This window comes from Streptomyces sp. NPDC041968 (assembly GCF_055589025.1).
Map to the genome: position 1 here is coordinate 143000 of NZ_JBVJCB010000004.1, position 14971 is coordinate 157970.

Below are 14971 nucleotides of genomic sequence, written 5' to 3' on the forward strand. Positions count from 1 at the left end.
TGTGATCATGTGCCGCTCCGCGGATGTGCCCGCGGGGCCATGGGTAGGGCCCGGCCATGACGCAACAGCCCTTCGAACTCCCCCACTTCTACCTGCCGCACCCCGCGCGGCTCAATCCGCATCTCGACGAGGCCCGCGCCCACTCGACGACGTGGGCGCGGCAGATGGGCATGCTGGAGGGCTCCGGGGTCTGGGAGCGGTCCGACCTCGACGCCCACGACTACGGACTGCTCTGTGCCTACACCCACCCCGACTGCGACGGGCCGGCGCTCTCCCTCATCACCGACTGGTACGTGTGGGTCTTCTTCTTCGACGACCACTTCCTGGAGAAGTTCAAACGCACCCAGGACCGCGTCGGCGGCAAGGCCCACCTCGACCGGCTCCCCCTGTTCATGCCGCTCGACGTCTTCGCCCCGATGCCCGAACCGGAGAACCCGGTCGAGGCCGGTCTCGCCGACCTGTGGAGGCGCACGGTGCCGGCGATGTCGGTCGACTGGCGCCGCCGCTTCGCCGTCGCCACCGAGCACCTGCTCAACGAGTCCCTGTGGGAGCTGTCCAACATCAACGAGGGGCGGATCGCCAACCCCGTCGAGTACATCGAGATGCGCCGCAAGGTCGGCGGCGCCCCCTGGTCGGCGGGGCTCGTCGAGTACGCGACGGCCGAGGTGCCGGCCGCCGTCGCCGGGTCGAGGCCGCTGAGGGTGCTGATGGAGACGTTCTCCGACGCCGTGCACCTGCGCAACGACCTCTTCTCCTACCAGCGGGAGGTCGAGGACGAGGGGGAGCTGAGCAACGGGGTGCTGGTCCTGGAGACCTTCTTCGGCTGCACCACCCAGGAGGCCGCCGAGCTGGTCAACGACGTGCTCACCTCCCGGCTGCACCAGTTCGAGCACACCGCGTTCACCGAAGTGCCCGCGGTGGCACTGGAGAACGGCCTGACCCCGGCCGAGGTGGTCGCCGTCGGGGCGTACGCGAAGGGCCTCCAGGACTGGCAGTCCGGCGGCCACGAGTGGCACCTGCGCTCCAGCCGGTACATGAACGAGGGCGCCCGGTCCACCGCCGGCCGGCCGGCGCTGACCGGCCCCGGCACCTCCGCCGCGGACGTCGGCGCGCTCCTCGCCGCGGCAGCCGCCGGACGCGCGCGCCCCTACACGTACGTGCCGTACCGGAAGGTCGGCCCCTCGGTGATCCCCGACATCCGGATGCCTTTCCCGCTGGAGCTGAGCCCGGCCCTGGCGGGCGCCCGGCGGCATCTGTCCGAGTGGTGCCACGCGATGGGCATCCTCAGCGAGGGCGTATGGGACGAGGACAAGCTCGCCAGCTGCGACCTGCCCCTGTGCGCCGCCGGCCTCGACCCGGACGCCACCCAGGAGCAGCTGGATCTCGCCTCCGGCTGGCTGGCCTTCGGCACCTACGGCGACGACTACTACCCCCTGGTCTACGGCCACCGGCGCGACCTGGCCGCCGCCCGGCTCACCACGGCCAGGCTGTCGGCCTGCATGCCGCTCGACGGTGAACCGGTCCCGCCGCCGGCCAACGCCATGGAACGCTCCCTGACCGACCTGTGGACCCGCACGACCGCCGGCATGACCCCCGGCCAGCGGCGCCCGCTGAAGGCGGCCGTGGACAAGATGACCGAGGCCTGGGTGTGGGAGCTGGCCAACCAGATCCAGGGCCGCGTCCCCGACCCGGTGGACTACCTGGAGATGCGGCGCGCCACCTTCGGCTCCGACCTCACGCTGGGCCTGTGCCGCGCCGGACACGGCCCGGCCGTTCCGCCCGAGGTCTACCGCAGCGGTCCCGTCCGCTCCCTGGAGAACGCGGCGATCGACTACGCGTGCCTCGTCAACGACGTCTTCTCGTACCAGAAGGAGATCGAGTACGAGGGCGAGATGCACAACGCGGTCCTCGTCGTGCAGAACTTCTTCGGCGTCGAGTACCCGGCCGCGCTCACCGTCGTGCAGGACCTGATGAACCAGCGCATGCGCCAGTTCGAGCACGTCGTCGCGCACGAACTGCCCGTCGTCTACGACGACTTCCGCCTCGGCGACGAGGCGCGCGGCGTGATGGAGGGCTATGTGACCGACCTGAAGAACTGGATGGCGGGCATCCTCAACTGGCATCGGGAGGTGCCGCGGTACAAGGCCGAGTACCTGGCCCGGCGCACCCACGGCTTCCTTCCGGACCGGATCCCGGCCGTGCCCGTGCCCCGGCGCGGCCCCGTCCCGACGCTCTGACCGGCGTCCAGTCTCACTCGTTCGTGGCTCGTCACGCGCCGGTGCGCCGGGTAGAGCACCAGCCGGAGGCGATCCATGGAACAGACAGCGTTGCGACCCAAGCCGATGCCCGGGCGGGAACCGCGGGCCGGTGCCGCGCCCGCCGACGTCCGGCGCCCGCACACCGGCCGTCGGCGCCGCCGACGGCTCACCACCGTGGTGCTCGGCGTGTGCGCCGCCACCGCCCTGCTCCTGGCGGGCGTGGGACTCGGCACGGTGGGCGCCACGGTGATCGGCATGAGCGAACTGGCCGAGATGCGGCGGCAGGCGGGTGCTCCGGGACCGGCGGCGGGGACGCCGGCGGACACCCGGGCCGCCGCGGCGCACCCGTCGGGCGGCCGGTCCCCCTCCCCGGCACCGGCCCCGGCCACCGCGACCCTCGGAGTGGAGGCCGTGGACGCCGAGAAACCGGGGGCCCTGGTCGTGGGCGTCCACGTGCCCGGCCCCGGATACGAGGCCGGCCTGGTCCGGGGCGACGTGCTGCTGGCCGTCGGCACGGACCGCGTCGACTCGGCGGCCGACCTCGCGCATGCCGTGGCCCGCGTCCGGCCGGGCAAGGAGGTCAAGCTCACGGTGCGCCACCGCAGCGGCGGCTACCAGCAGCTGACGGCCTCGCCGGGCGTCGTCACCTGACCCGCCCCGCGGGCCCGCTCCCGGCGCACCCTCCGGGGCAACCGAGCAACCCACCTGCCGCCCCGGCACGGACCAGGCGACCCCCGCGTCCGCGGGGCCCTCGCGCACCGCACGCGCACGGCGCCGGGGCATCCGAGGGTCCGGACGGCGCGCCCCGGACGCCGTGGGCCGCCTGGCGCCCGGCCATCGGCGTGCGGTTGCCCGTGCGAATCGGCTCGCGTCACTCCCGCGCCGAGGGCAGGATGCTGCTCACAGCCCCACCCTCGTCGCCCAGGAGGCCCGGATGACCGGCAGCACGCCCGCTGCTCACTTCACCACCGACGACTACCGGGCCCGCATGGAACGCGCCGCACGGGCGGCCGCCGACGCGGGCCTGGCCGGGTTGCTGGTGGCGCCGGGACCGGACCTCGTGTGGCTCACCGGCTACGCGCCCACCGCGGCCACCGAACGGCTCACCCTGCTCGTCCTCGCCCCCGGACAGGACCCCGTCCTCGTCGTGCCGACGCTGGAGGCCCCCGACGCGGAGAAGGCCGTCGGCGCGCCCGCCCTGACCCTGCGAGACTGGACCGACGGCAAGGACCCCTACGCGGCCACCGCCGCCCTCCTCACGGACTCCGGCCGGTTCGGCATCAGCGACAACGCCTGGGCGATGCACCTGCTGGCCCTCCAGCGGGCGCTGCCGGGCACCTCGTACGCCTCCCTCACCGAGGCGCTGCCCATGCTGCGGGCCGTCAAGGACGCGGCCGAACTGGAACTGCTGGCCGCCGCGGGCGCCGCCGCGGACGCCGCCTTCGAGGAGATCCGGACCGTCCGCTTCCGCGGGCGCCGGGAGTCCGAGGTCGCAGCCGACCTCGCCGGTCTGCTGCGGCGGTTCGGGCACTCCCAGGTCGACTTCACCATCGTCGCCTCCGGCCCCAACGGCGCCAACCCGCACCACGAGGTCGGTGACCGCGTCATCGAGGACGGCGACATGATCGTCCTCGACTTCGGCGGCCTGAAGGACGGGTACGGATCCGACACCTCGCGCACCGTCCACGTGGGCGAGCCCACCGACGAGGAGCGCCGGGTGCACGACCTCGTCCGCGAGGCGCAGGAGGCGGGTTTCCGGGCGGTGCGGCCCGGTGTCGCCTGCCAGGAGGTGGACCGGGCCGCCCGCGCGGTCATCGCCGACAGCGGGTACGGGGAGTACTTCATCCACCGCACCGGGCACGGCATCGGCGTCACCACGCACGAGCCGCCGTACATGATCGAGGGCGAGGAGCAGCCGCTCGTGCCCGGGATGTGCTTCTCCGTCGAGCCCGGCGTCTATCTGCCCGGCCGGTTCGGGGTACGCATCGAGGACATCGTCACCGTCACCGACGACGGCGGCCGCCGCCTCAACGACACCACGCGGGAGATGGTCACAGTGGAGTGAGCGGCGACCGAAAGAACCCGAAACGCCCCGGCGGTACCCGCACGCCCCGGCAGACCCGGAAGACGACGGCGCGACCATGACCCAGGCACCGACACCCACCGCGGACACCGTCCGCCGACTGGTCCGTTCCCTGCTGGGCGGGGACGCGGAACCCGAGGCCGTCCGGCCGGCCGCGGAGGGCACCGTGTCCGCCACCTGGTGGGTCGGCGCCCGGCACGTGCTCCGTCTGGCGCCCGACCGCGAGGCCGCGGTGCGACAGCGACGCGAGCTGCGGCTGCGCGAGCTGGTCCGCCCGTACGTCCCGGTCGCGGTGCCGGTCAGCGTGGCGCACGGCGAGTGGGCGCCGGGCCTGACCTACACGCTGGACGCCAGGGTGCCCGGCGGATCGGGCGCGGACCACGAGGTGTCGGCGCTGGGCGAGGCCGACCTGGCGGCGTTGCTCGGCGGGCTGCGCGAGGTGCCGGCCCGCCAGGCGGAGACCCTCGGCGTGCCCCGGGCCGCCCCGCGCCCGCTGGAGACGCTGCGGCAGGCGGCCGAGCGCGTCGCCCCGCGCCTCGCGGAGGCCGACGAGTTCGACGCCGCCCGACCGGAGCGGCTGACCCGGGCGGCGACGGCCCAGCTCGCCGCCCAGCCCGGCGCGGCCGTCCTCGTCCACCGCGCGCTGGCCGGCGAGCACCTCGTGGTCGGCGCCGACGGCCGGGTGCGCGGTGTCCTCGGCTGGTCCGACGCGGTCCTCGGCGACCCGGCCGAGGACATCGCCGCCCTCGCGCTGTCCGTCGGCTCGCCCGCCGCCGTCCGCGCCGCCACCCTCGCCGGATACGGCGCCCGGCCCTGCCTGCGCGGCCTGTGGCTGGCCCGCTGCGACGCCCTCGTCGATCTCGCGGACGCCCTGCCGGGCGGACCGCCGACGCCGACGGGCCTGGGCAGGCGGCCCCTGTCCCCGCTCAGGCTCCGCCTGCGGCGGGCTTGGGAGCCGATCCTGCTGGAACGGGTGACGGAGCTGCGCGAGGACGACGACGGCACGGGCGACACCGGCCCGGGGGAGTGACGCGGGCGACGCCTCACTCCTGCACGAGCACCACGCTCGACTCACCGGGCAGGCGCAGCACCCCGTCCGCGCCCGGACCCTCCACGGGCTCCCACGCGGCGAGCACACGCGCGGGGCGGGCACCCAACGGGATCGCCACCGGCGCGGAGCCCAGGTTGACGGCCACCCGGAGGTCACCGCGCCGGAAGGCCAGCCAGCGCGCGTCGGTGTCGTACGCCACCCTGGTGTCGGCCAGATCCGGAGCGGTCAGGTCCGCCCGCTCGTGGCGCAGGGCGATCAGCCGGCGGTACCAGTCCAGTACGCGCGCTTGCGGCTCGCGTTCCGGTTCGGACCAGTCGAGGCAGGAGCGCTCGCGCGTCGCCGGGTCCTGGGGGTCGGGCACGTCCTCCTCGCGCCAGCCGTGCGCGGCGAACTCCCGGCGCCTGCCGTTGCGCACCGCCTCGGCCAGTTCCGGGTCCGTGTGGTCGGTGAAGAACTGCCACGGTGTGCCGGCGGCCCACTCCTCGCCCATGAACAGCATCGGCGTGAACGGCGCGGTCAGCACCAGCGTCGCCGCGCAGGCCGCCAGCCCGGGGGAGACCAGCGCGGCCAGCCGGTCGCCCTGGGCGCGGTTGCCGACCTGGTCGTGGGTCTGGCTGTAACCGGTCAGCCGGTGCGCGGCGACGCGGCCCCGGTCCAGCTCCCGGCCGTGCCCCCGGCCCCGGAAACTGGAGTGGGTGCCGTCGTGGAAGTAGCCCCGGGTCAGCGTCTTGGCGAGCGCGGCCAGCGGATTCCGCGCGAAGTCGGCGTAGTAGCCCTGTGACTCCCCGGTCAGCGCGGTGTGCAGGGCGTGGTGGAAGTCGTCGTTCCACTGCGCGTGCACGCCCAGGCCGCCCTCCGCGCGCGGGGTGATGATCCGCGGGTCGTTGAGGTCGGACTCGGCGATCAGGAACAGCGGACGCTCCAGGTCGGCGGCGAGGCCGTCCACCGCGGTCGACAACTGCTCCAGGAAGTGGCACGCGCGGGTGTCGACCAGGGCGTGCACCGCGTCCAGGCGCAGCCCGTCGAGCCGGTAGTCCCGCAGCCAGGCGAGCGCGCTGTCCACCAGGTAGGCGCGGACCTCGTCCGAACCGGGGGCGTCCAGGTTGACGGCGACGCCCCAGGGAGTGTGGTGGGTGTCGGTGAAGTACGGGCCGAAGGCGGGCAGGTAGTTGCCGGAGGGGCCGAGATGGTTGTGCACCACGTCCAGGACGACGCCGAGGCCCAGTTCGTGAGCCCGGTCGACGAACCGTTTCAACGCCTCGGGTCCGCCGTACGGCTCGTGCACCGCCCACAGCGAGACGCCCTCGTACCCCCAGCCGTGCCGGCCCGGGAAGGGGCACAGCGGCATCAACTCCACGTGCGTGACGCCGAGCCCGGCCAGGTGCTCCAGTCGCGCGGCGGCGGCGTCGAGCGTGCCCTCGGGCGTGTACGTGCCCACGTGCAGCTCGTACAGGACGGCACCGGGCAGCGGACGCCCGGCCCACTCGGCACGCCACGCGTACCGGCCCTGGTCGACGACCGCGCTCAGTCCGTCCGGTCCGTCCGGCTGCCTGCGCGATCGCGGGTCCGGCAGCACCGGCCCGTCGTCCACCGCGAAACCGTACCGCGAGCCGTCGCGCGCCTCGGCCTCCCCACACCACCACCCCGGCCGCCCGGGATCGCGCTCCATCGCGCGCGTGACGCCGTCGCACTTCAGCGTCAGTCGGTCGGCCTGCGGTGCCCACACCTCGAACTGCACGGACGGTTCCCCTTCGTCTGCTCACCGTGATGTAGCCCGTCCATGGTCCTGCAAAAGCGATCTCCCCGCTGGTGAAAACCGCCGTTCGCGGCAGGTGTCGTACCGCACCGCGCGCAGAGCGGCCTTTCCCCGTCTCCTGGACACCCCGGCCCGGCTGACCGACAATCACCAGCGTGACGTCGTCCTTCGAGTTCAACACGTACCCCGCGCGGTTGTCCGACGCGGAGCGCGACCAGGCGTTGAAGGTGCTCCGGGACGGCGTCGTCATGGGGCGCCTGTCGCACGACACGTTCGTCCGCAGGATGGAGCTGGCGCTCGCCGCCCGCCGCCTGGAGGAACTCGCCGCGCTCACCGCCGACCTCCCCACCGAGGGCCGGCTGTCCAGGATGGTGTTCGGCACCGTCGAGGCGGTGTCCGGCTTCGGCGTGCGCCTGCGCAGGGCCTGGCAGGCCGAGCGGCTGCCCAAGCTGCTGCTGCCCCACCCCGGCACCGGTCATCCGCTGCGCATAGGGCGCGACCCGGCGAACGGGCTGCGGCTCACCCACGAGACGGTCTCCCGCGTGCACGCCGAACTGAGCCGCCAGGGCGGCATGTGGGTGCTGCGCGATCTGGGCTCCACCAACGGGACCACGGTCAACGGCCGGCGGGTCATCGGTGCGGCGGTGGTCCGCGAGGGCGACCTGATCGGTTTCGGCCAGATGGCCTTCCGTCTCGCGACGACCTGAGCCGGGGACAGGGCGGTCGAAGCCCAGCTCTGGCCTGGACCTCACTCGGAGTCGCGTCTTCCGGCGGACCGGGCCGATGGCGCAAATGCCTTTGCCTGTCGTGGTGTTGACGTGCCCCGCAAGTCGTGACTGACTGTGCGTACACCGCGCACGCCAGGTGAACCGACGGACCGCATTGTGGAGGTGTGCCCTGCCGCCCCTCCTGCGCTACCCGACCGTGGACGAGCTGGGCACCCGGGCCGCCGCGCTCGTCGCCCGCCACCCCCGGCAGGCCCGCCTGCGCCGCGTCGGCACGTCCCGCGCGGGCACCCCGCTGCTGCTGCTCTCCGTCGGTCACGGCAGTCGCCAGGCCCTCGTCGTCGCCGGACCGCACGCCAACGAACCCGTGGGCGGCGCCACCGTCCTGCGGCTCGCCGAGCGGGCCCTGGCGGACCCCCGGCTCACCGAGGGCGCTGACGCCACCTGGAACCTGCTCCTGTGCGCCGACCCCGACGGCCTGCGCCGCAACGAGGGCTGGCTGTCCGGCCCGTACACCCTCGGCCGCTACGCCCGGAACTTCTTCCGGCCCGGCTTCCTGGAGCAGCCCGAGTGGCTGCCCGACGGACCGGACCACGCCACGCTGCCGGAGACCCGCGCCCTGCTCACCCTCCAGGACGAGCTGCGGCCCTTCCTGCACTGCTCCCTGCACGGCGTCGACGTGGGCGGCGGCTTCGTCGAACTGACCCACAACCTGCCCGGCATCGCCCAACGCATCGCCCACGCCGCGGCCCGGCTCGGCATCCCCCGGGAACTCGGCGCCTACGACACCCTGTACTGGCCCGACCTCGGTCCCGCCGTCTACCGCATCCCACCGCCCCGCCGCGGCGACCTCACCGCGGCCATCACCGAGGCGGCCGTCGAGTCCACGTGGTGCCATCCCCGGCGGTACGGGACCGTCACCGCCGTCGTCGAGGCGCCCATGTGGGGCGTGGCCGCCGTCGCGGACGGATCGCCCCCGGCCGACGGGGACGCGGTGCTGCGCTCCGTGAGCCGCACCCTGCGTCAGGACACCCGCCGGCTCCTGCGCGTCCTCGCCCGCATCCGGCCGCACGTAGCCACCGACCCGGACGCGGCCCACCTGCTCGCCCCCGTCGACGACTACCTGCTGGTCTGTCCCCGGCTCGCCGACGCGTGGGACCCCGACACCGACGACGGTTCGGGCCGGTCCCTTCCGCCCATGAGCACCGCCCACCTGGTCGCCCTGCGGCTGGCCGGCCGGCGACTGGCCCTGCGGACCGCGGGGCTGCTGCACCAGCTGGTGACCCGGACCGGGGACGATCCGACGGGTGTCCTGCCCGAGCTGGACCGGCTCGTCGACGAGGGCTGCGCCGACTACCGCGACGGCTGTGCGGCCCGCTGGATCCCGGTCGCGCGCCAGGTGGAGTACCAGACGCGGGTCGTGCTCTCCGCGTTCGAACTGGCCGGGCGGCACTCCACCGCGGGTTCCCGTTCGGGTGAGCCGGGCTGGGGTTCCGAGGCCGCCGTGCCGATGCACCTGGAATGACCCACACCATCACGGCGGGAGCGGCGCGGGCCGGTCTCCTGGCTGCCGCGGCCCTCCTGTTCACCTGCGCGGCACCGGCCCACGCCACCGCGGAGCGGCGACCGGCGGCCGACTGGCTGCTCCTCACCGTCACCCCGGGCGACGCCCGGGCGGACGTCCCCGGTGCCCGGCCGGGTACCGGAGGCGGCGCCACGCGCGGTGCCCTGCTGCGGTGCGACCCGCCCCGGGGCCACGCCCACGCGGCCCGTGCCTGCGCGGACCTCGACGCGACGGACGGCCGCATCGACGCCATCCCGCCGCGGAAGGCCCACTGCCCGATGGTCCACGCCCCGGTGACCGCCCACGCGAGCGGCCGGTGGCGCGGACAACAGGTGGACTACACGCGGACCTTCCCGAACACGTGCGTACTGGCGGCGAGTACGGGGGCGGTGTTCGCGTGGGACCGAGTGGGGTGATCACGCCGGGCCGGTGACCGGCCGGGCGCGTCACCGCTGGTGCAGTGCGCGACCGGCCAGCGTGAGGAACGCCTCGCCGACCGCCTCCGACAGGGTGGGGTGGGCGTGGATGTGGCGGGCGACGTCGGACGGCTCGGCGTCCCAGCCGACGATCAGCTGGCTCTCGGCGATCATCTCCGACACGTGCGGGCCCACCAGGTGGACTCCGAGCACCCTGCCGCCCCCCTGCTCGGCGACCACCTTCACCATCCCGCCCTGCCCGTGCACCATCCCCTTGGCGACCGCGGTCAAGGGCATGACGTCGACGGCGACCTCGTACCCCCGCGCGCGTGCCTCCGCCTCGCCCAGGCCCACGGCCGCGGTCTGCGGCGCCGAGTACGTCACCCGGGGCACGGCCGCGTAGTCGACGGGCGCGGACGGCACGCCCGCCAGCGTCTCGGCCACCAGCAGGCCCTCGGCGAACGACGCGTGGGCCAGCCCGAGGGACGGCGGCGGCAGCAGATCGCCCACCACGTGGATTCCGGGTACCGCCGTCTCCAGCCGGTCCCAGTCGGCCGGTACGACGAAACCCCGGCGGTCGGTCTCCAGCCCCGCGGCGGCCAGGTCCAGCCCTTCGGTGACCGGCGCCCGTCCCACGGCCACCAGGAGCCGTTCGGCCTCGACCGTGACCGTCTCCCCGCGCGAGGTGCGCACCCGCGCGCGGACGCCGTCGTCGAGCACCTCGGCGTCCGCCAGCCGGGCGCCCACCCGCACGTCGACGCCGCGCCTCTTCAGACCGCGCGTCAGATGGCGGCCGACGTCCGCGTCCTCCAGCGGCACGATCCGGTCGGCGGCCTCCACGAGGGTCACCTCCGCGCCCATCGAGCGGTGGAACGAGGCGTACTCGACACCGATCGCCCCACCGCCCAGGACCAGGACCGACGCCGGCAGTCCGGGTGCGAACAGCGCGTCGTCGCTGGTCACCACGTGCCGCCCGTCCGGCGCGAGCCCGGGGAGCGTGCGCGGGCGTGAGCCGGTCGCCAGCACGACGCCGCGGCGTGCGGTGAGGTCGAGCGCGCCGTCGACCCGCACGGTCCGTGCGCCCGTCAGCCGGGCGTCGCCCCGTACCACCCGCACGCCCGCGTGGGCGAGGTGCGCCTCCACCCCCTTGTGGTTCCGGTTCACGATGTCGTCGCGGGTGGCGACGAGTGCCGCCCAGTCGACGCCGCCCAGGCTCGCCTGGACCCCCCAGCGCTCCCGTGCCTCGGTGATGCCGTCGACCAGTTCGGCGGCGTGCAGCATCGCCTTGCTCGGGATGCAGCCGCGGTGCAGACAGGTCCCGCCCACCTTGTCGCGTTCGACGAGGGCGGTGTCGAGGCCCAGGGCCGCGGCACGCAGGGCGGTGCTGTAACCGCCGGTGCCGCCGCCGATGACGATCACGTCGTGTGTGTTCATGCCCTCAGCCTCCTTCCGCCTCTTGCCATGAGTCCAAGGCAATGTTCTTGTGGATTCGATGCAGGGCCTTCATGACAGGTCCCGGTGACGGGCAGGGCGCGGGGTGGGGGACGGGGCGGGGATGAGCCTGCGGCAGATGGAGTACTTCCTGGCGGTCCTGGACGAGGCGTCCTTCACCCGCGCGGCCGAGGCCCTGCACGTCACGCAGTCCGCGCTCTCCCACCAGATCAAGGCCCTGGAGCGGTCGGTCGGTGGCGCCCTGCTGGAGCGCATGCCGCGCGGTGTGCGCCTGACCCCCATGGGCCGCGCCTTCCGGCCGCACGCCGAACTCGCCGTCCGCAGCGCCGCCCAGGCCCGCCGAGCCGCCCGCGCGGTCGCCGGGGCCGAGGGCGGCGAACTGCACGTCGCCGCCCTGCACTCGGTGGCCGTCGGCATCCTGCCCGATGTCTTCGCCCGCTGGCGCACCGCCCACCCCGGCGTCCTGCTGCACCTCCACGAGTACGCGACGACCGAGGTGCTCGAGGAGGAGGTCGAGCGCGGCACCGCGGACCTCGCCGTCGGCCCGGCGCCCAGCGACTGGTCCGGCACCGTCGTCACGGTCGGCGAGGAGGAGATCGTCCTCGTGGTGCCCTTCGACGACCGGTTCGCGGGCCGTACGACGGTGACGCTGCCCGAACTGGCGGACCGTCCCTGGGTCCGGTGCGCCATGGAACCCCTCGTCGAGGGCGAACGCTTCCTCGACCTGATGTGCGGACGCGCCGGCTTCCGGCCGCGTACCGCCGTCTTCACCGAACACACGTCGACGGCCGTCCGGATGGCCGCCGCCGGCGTCGGCGTCTGCACGGCGCCCTCGCACATCGTGCGCGGCGCGGTCGGCGAGGACTGCGTGGTCCTTACGCCGGACCCGCCCTGGCGACGCGCCCTCACCGTCTTCTCGCGCCTGCCGCCGACCGGCGCCGCCGAGGCCTTCGTCGACCTGCTGCGCGCGACGTGGCCGACCCCGGGCCCGGCTGCCCCGGCTCCGGGCCTGGCCTCCTCGGCGGCGGGCCCGACCTCCCCGGCGGGCCCGACCTCCCCGGCCGCCGCGTGCGGCGCTGTCCCCGCCGCCGCGCGGGGCGGCTGACGCCGGCTCCGGCGGGTCCGCCGCTCAGTCCGTGCCCTCCTCCGTCGCCCCCACCCGCTCCAGCAACGCCACCGGCACTCCCGCGAGAAGTTCCTCCACGGGTACGAGCCCGGTGAACTCCCGCTCGGGCGCGAGGGCGTCGGCCCACCGGCCGGGCGGCAGCGGCAGCGTCGTTCCGCGCCAGCCGCCCGCTTCCGCCAGCCGCAGGGACAACCGGGTCACGGCGGTCACGACCTCCCCGGAGCGGGCGAACGCCAGGCAGTGCGCCGCCGCGGGGCCCTGCGCGGCGAGCGGCGTGTACGTCGCCGCGTCGCCGAACACCTCCGGCCGCCGCCGTCGCAGCGCCAACGCCGCCCGGGTCACGGCGTCCTTCGTCACGCTGTCCCCCGCCCGGGCGGCCCCGGCGTTCCGGGTGGCCCCGGTCTCTCCGCCCCCGGCGTTGCGGGCGGTTCCGGCGTCCCCGGCGTTCCAGGCGTCCCCGATCTCCCCGTCCCCTGCGGACGGGAAGGGCACGGGTCGGCGGTTGTCCGGGTCCACCAGGGCCAGGTACTCGCCCTCCGTGCCCTGGTAGAGGTCCGGCACCCCCGGCATCGTCAGGTGCGTCAGGGCCGTGCCGAGGACGTTGGCCCGGATGTGCGGTTCCAGTGCTTCCCGGAAGGCGGCCACCCGTTCCCCCGGCGTGCCGCACGGACCCGCCGCCACGAACCGGGCCACCGCGTCCTCGTACGCCGGCTCCTGCTCCGTCCAGCTGGTGTACATCCCCGCCTCGCGCACATGCTTCAGCAGCGCCTCCCGCACGCGCTCCCCGTCCGCGGGCCCCAGCCCGAACACGGTCTGCCAGGCGGCCCAGGCCAGCTGGGCGTCCGGCATGTCCTCGCCGGAGCGGGTGACCTCCGTCAGGACGTCCGTCCACCGCTCGGGGCACTCCGTGAGCACCGCCAGCGCGGCCCGCACGTCGGCGCTGCGCTTGGTGTCGTGGGTCGAGACGACCGTGCCGGTCGCGGGCCAGTCGCGCTGCACGCGCGCGCAGTACGCGTGGAACGCGTCCGGCGACAGTGCCGGGTCGCCCGGGTTCCCGCCGACCTCGGTCGCCGACAGCAACGGCACGTAGCGGTAGAACGCCGTGTCCTCGACGGACTTGGCGCGCAGCGCCGACGCGGTCTGGGCGAACCGGGTCCGGAACTCCACATGTTCCGGCCCCTCCCCGGCCCGTCCGAGGACCAGGTCCCGGACGACGTCCACCGCCCCGCCCTCCTCCCGCACCGGGAACGCGAGCCGCGCTTCGGCCGCCGCCTCCTCGGTGACGACGGACGCCGCGTCCACCGACGCGTAGGGCCGGTACACCTCGAGCCGGACCAGCAGCTCCCGCAGGGCCGTGCGCAGTGCCCACGGCGCCCGGTCGCGCAGGGCGGGTTCCGGGGAGGCGACGCACAGCCGGTGCGTCACCCGCGTCAGCCGGTCCATCTCGGTGGCCAGCTCGAACGAGAGAACCTTGTGGGCCGCCCGTCGCACCGTCGCCGCCCAGTCCCCGCCCCGGTCCGTCTGCGGGGCGGCGAACCCGCGGTACCGGCCGAGGAGTTCCCCGTACCCCGCCGGGTCCACGAAGAGCGCGTCGATGTGCCGCAGGGCGTCGTAGCCGGTCGTGCCCGCCACGGGCCAGGCGGCCGGCAGCCGTTCGCCGTCCGCCAGGATCTTCTCCACCACCGTCCACCGGCCGCCAGTGGCCTCGTGCAGCCGCCGCAGGTACGTGTCGGGGTCGGCGAGGCCGTCCGGGTGGTCGACGCGCAGCCCGTCGAGCACGCCCTCGTTTAGCAGCCGCAGCACCGTGGAGTGCGTGGCCTCGAAGACCTCCGGGTCCTCCACGCGGACGCCGATCAGCTCCGAGATGCTGAAGAAGCGCCGGTAGTTCAGTTCGGTGCGGGCGAGCCGCCACCACACGGGGCGGTACCACTGCGCGTCCAGGAGCTGCGGCAGCGGCAGGTCACCGGTGCCGTCCCGCAGGGGGAAGGCGTGGTCGTGGTAGCGCAGTACGTCACCGTCGACCCGGAGGTCGTCCAGGACCTCACCGACCGGGGCACCGAGCACCGGCAGCAGCACCTGGCCGCCCTGCGCCTCCCAGTCGATGTCGAACCACCGCGCGTAGGGCGATTTCGGGCCCTCGCGCAGCACTTCCCACAGGGCGCGGTTGTGGCGGGGGGACATCGCCATGTGGTTCGGCACGATGTCCGCCACCAGGCCGAGACCGTGCTCCCGCGCGGTGCGCGCCAGCGCCCGCAGTCCCTCCTCGCCGCCGAGTTCCCCGCGCACGCGCGCGTGGTCCACGACGTCGTAGCCGTGCTGAGAGCCCGGCACGGCCTCCAGCACCGGGGACAGGTGCAGGTGCGAGACGCCGAGCGAGGCCAGGTACGGCACGGCCGCCGCCGCGGCCGAGAAGGGGAAGTCGGGCTGCAGCTGCAGCCGGTACGTGGCTGTGGGCACCGTCGGGTCGGGTCGCTCAGGTGTCATGGAAACCTACGTACCCGTCTCACCGCCTTTCGTGTCATCGGCCCCTCCACAGGCGT

11 protein-coding genes are annotated in these 14971 nt (G+C 74.7%); 8 read left to right on the top strand and 3 right to left on the bottom strand.

The annotated features are described in order from the left end of the window. Nucleotides 1-56: 56 nt before the first annotated feature. From cyc2 to ACZ6EG_RS11650, 4 genes are all read left to right on the top strand, one after another. On the top strand, nt 57-2237 hold the full coding sequence (cyc2, locus tag ACZ6EG_RS11635) for a germacradienol/geosmin synthase Cyc2 (RefSeq protein ID WP_469603756.1): 2181 nt from the start codon (nt 57-59) through the stop codon (nt 2235-2237). A gap of 75 nt (nt 2238-2312) precedes the next feature. Then, a complete protein-coding gene (locus ACZ6EG_RS11640) occupies nt 2313-2909 on the top strand; it encodes a PDZ domain-containing protein (protein WP_391968623.1) in 597 nt (198 codons plus the stop codon). Nucleotides 2910-3192: 283 nt separating this feature from the next. After that, nucleotides 3193-4323 carry an aminopeptidase P family protein gene (locus ACZ6EG_RS11645; protein ID WP_469603760.1) on the top strand — a complete coding sequence of 377 codons (1131 nt, stop codon included), beginning with the start codon at nt 3193-3195 and terminating at the stop codon, nt 4321-4323. 76 nt (nt 4324-4399) lie between these two features. After that, nucleotides 4400-5371 carry an aminoglycoside phosphotransferase family protein gene (locus tag ACZ6EG_RS11650; protein WP_391968621.1) on the top strand — a complete coding sequence of 324 codons (972 nt, stop codon included), beginning with the start codon at nt 4400-4402 and terminating at the stop codon, nt 5369-5371. Between the two features lie 13 nt (nt 5372-5384). On the opposite strand, the gene treZ is transcribed toward ACZ6EG_RS11650, so the two are convergent. Then, a complete protein-coding gene (gene treZ, locus ACZ6EG_RS11655) occupies nt 5385-7130 on the bottom strand; it encodes a malto-oligosyltrehalose trehalohydrolase (RefSeq protein ID WP_469603764.1) in 1746 nt (581 codons plus the stop codon). Nucleotides 7131-7303: 173 nt separating this feature from the next. Here treZ and ACZ6EG_RS11660 point away from each other — a divergent pair, with 173 nt between their 5' ends. The 3 genes from ACZ6EG_RS11660 to ACZ6EG_RS11670 all read left to right on the top strand — a co-directional run bounded on the left by ACZ6EG_RS11660 (nt 7304) and on the right by ACZ6EG_RS11670 (nt 9853). Beyond that, nucleotides 7304-7855, top strand: a complete 552-nt coding sequence (locus ACZ6EG_RS11660; protein WP_391968619.1) for an FHA domain-containing protein — start codon at nt 7304-7306, stop codon at nt 7853-7855. A gap of 217 nt (nt 7856-8072) precedes the next feature. Next, entirely contained in the window at nt 8073-9398 is a 1326-nt protein-coding gene (locus ACZ6EG_RS11665; protein WP_391968618.1) for a M14 family zinc carboxypeptidase, read from the top strand. Beyond that, nucleotides 9395-9853: an SSI family serine proteinase inhibitor gene (locus ACZ6EG_RS11670; RefSeq protein WP_391968617.1), complete on the top strand. Its 459-nt coding sequence runs from the start codon at nt 9395-9397 to the stop codon at nt 9851-9853. Before ACZ6EG_RS11665 ends, ACZ6EG_RS11670 begins: the two co-directional genes overlap by 4 nt. A gap of 30 nt (nt 9854-9883) precedes the next feature. Here ACZ6EG_RS11670 and lpdA read toward each other — a convergent pair whose 3' ends face one another. Beyond that, nucleotides 9884-11287: a dihydrolipoyl dehydrogenase gene (gene lpdA / locus ACZ6EG_RS11675; protein WP_391968616.1), complete on the bottom strand. Its 1404-nt coding sequence runs from the start codon at nt 11285-11287 to the stop codon at nt 9884-9886. 121 nt (nt 11288-11408) lie between these two features. Between lpdA and ACZ6EG_RS11680 the strand changes: the two genes are divergently transcribed. After that, nucleotides 11409-12410, top strand: coding sequence for a LysR family transcriptional regulator (locus tag ACZ6EG_RS11680; protein WP_469603770.1), 1002 nt, complete (start codon nt 11409-11411; stop codon nt 12408-12410). Between the two features lie 24 nt (nt 12411-12434). On the opposite strand, the gene treY is transcribed toward ACZ6EG_RS11680, so the two are convergent. After that, the gene (treY, locus tag ACZ6EG_RS11685) at nt 12435-14915 is read right to left on the bottom strand and encodes a malto-oligosyltrehalose synthase (protein WP_469603773.1); all 2481 of its coding nucleotides are present in this window, start codon (nt 14913-14915) and stop codon (nt 12435-12437) included. Nucleotides 14916-14971: the final 56 nt, after the last annotated feature.

Coding starts and splice junctions, on each gene's coding strand:
- cyc2 (WP_469603756.1), top strand. CDS start 57: ATGACGCAACAGCCCTTCGAACTCCCCCACTTCTACCTGCCGCACCCC.
- ACZ6EG_RS11640 (WP_391968623.1), top strand. CDS start 2,313: ATGGAACAGACAGCGTTGCGACCCAAGCCGATGCCCGGGCGGGAACCG.
- ACZ6EG_RS11645 (WP_469603760.1), top strand. CDS start 3,193: ATGACCGGCAGCACGCCCGCTGCTCACTTCACCACCGACGACTACCGG.
- ACZ6EG_RS11650 (WP_391968621.1), top strand. CDS start 4,400: ATGACCCAGGCACCGACACCCACCGCGGACACCGTCCGCCGACTGGTC.
- ACZ6EG_RS11670 (WP_391968617.1), top strand. CDS start 9,395: ATGACCCACACCATCACGGCGGGAGCGGCGCGGGCCGGTCTCCTGGCT.
- lpdA (WP_391968616.1), bottom strand. CDS start 11,287: ATGAACACACACGACGTGATCGTCATCGGCGGCGGCACCGGCGGTTAC.
- ACZ6EG_RS11680 (WP_469603770.1), top strand. CDS start 11,409: ATGAGCCTGCGGCAGATGGAGTACTTCCTGGCGGTCCTGGACGAGGCG.
- treY (WP_469603773.1), bottom strand. CDS start 14,915: ATGACACCTGAGCGACCCGACCCGACGGTGCCCACAGCCACGTACCGG.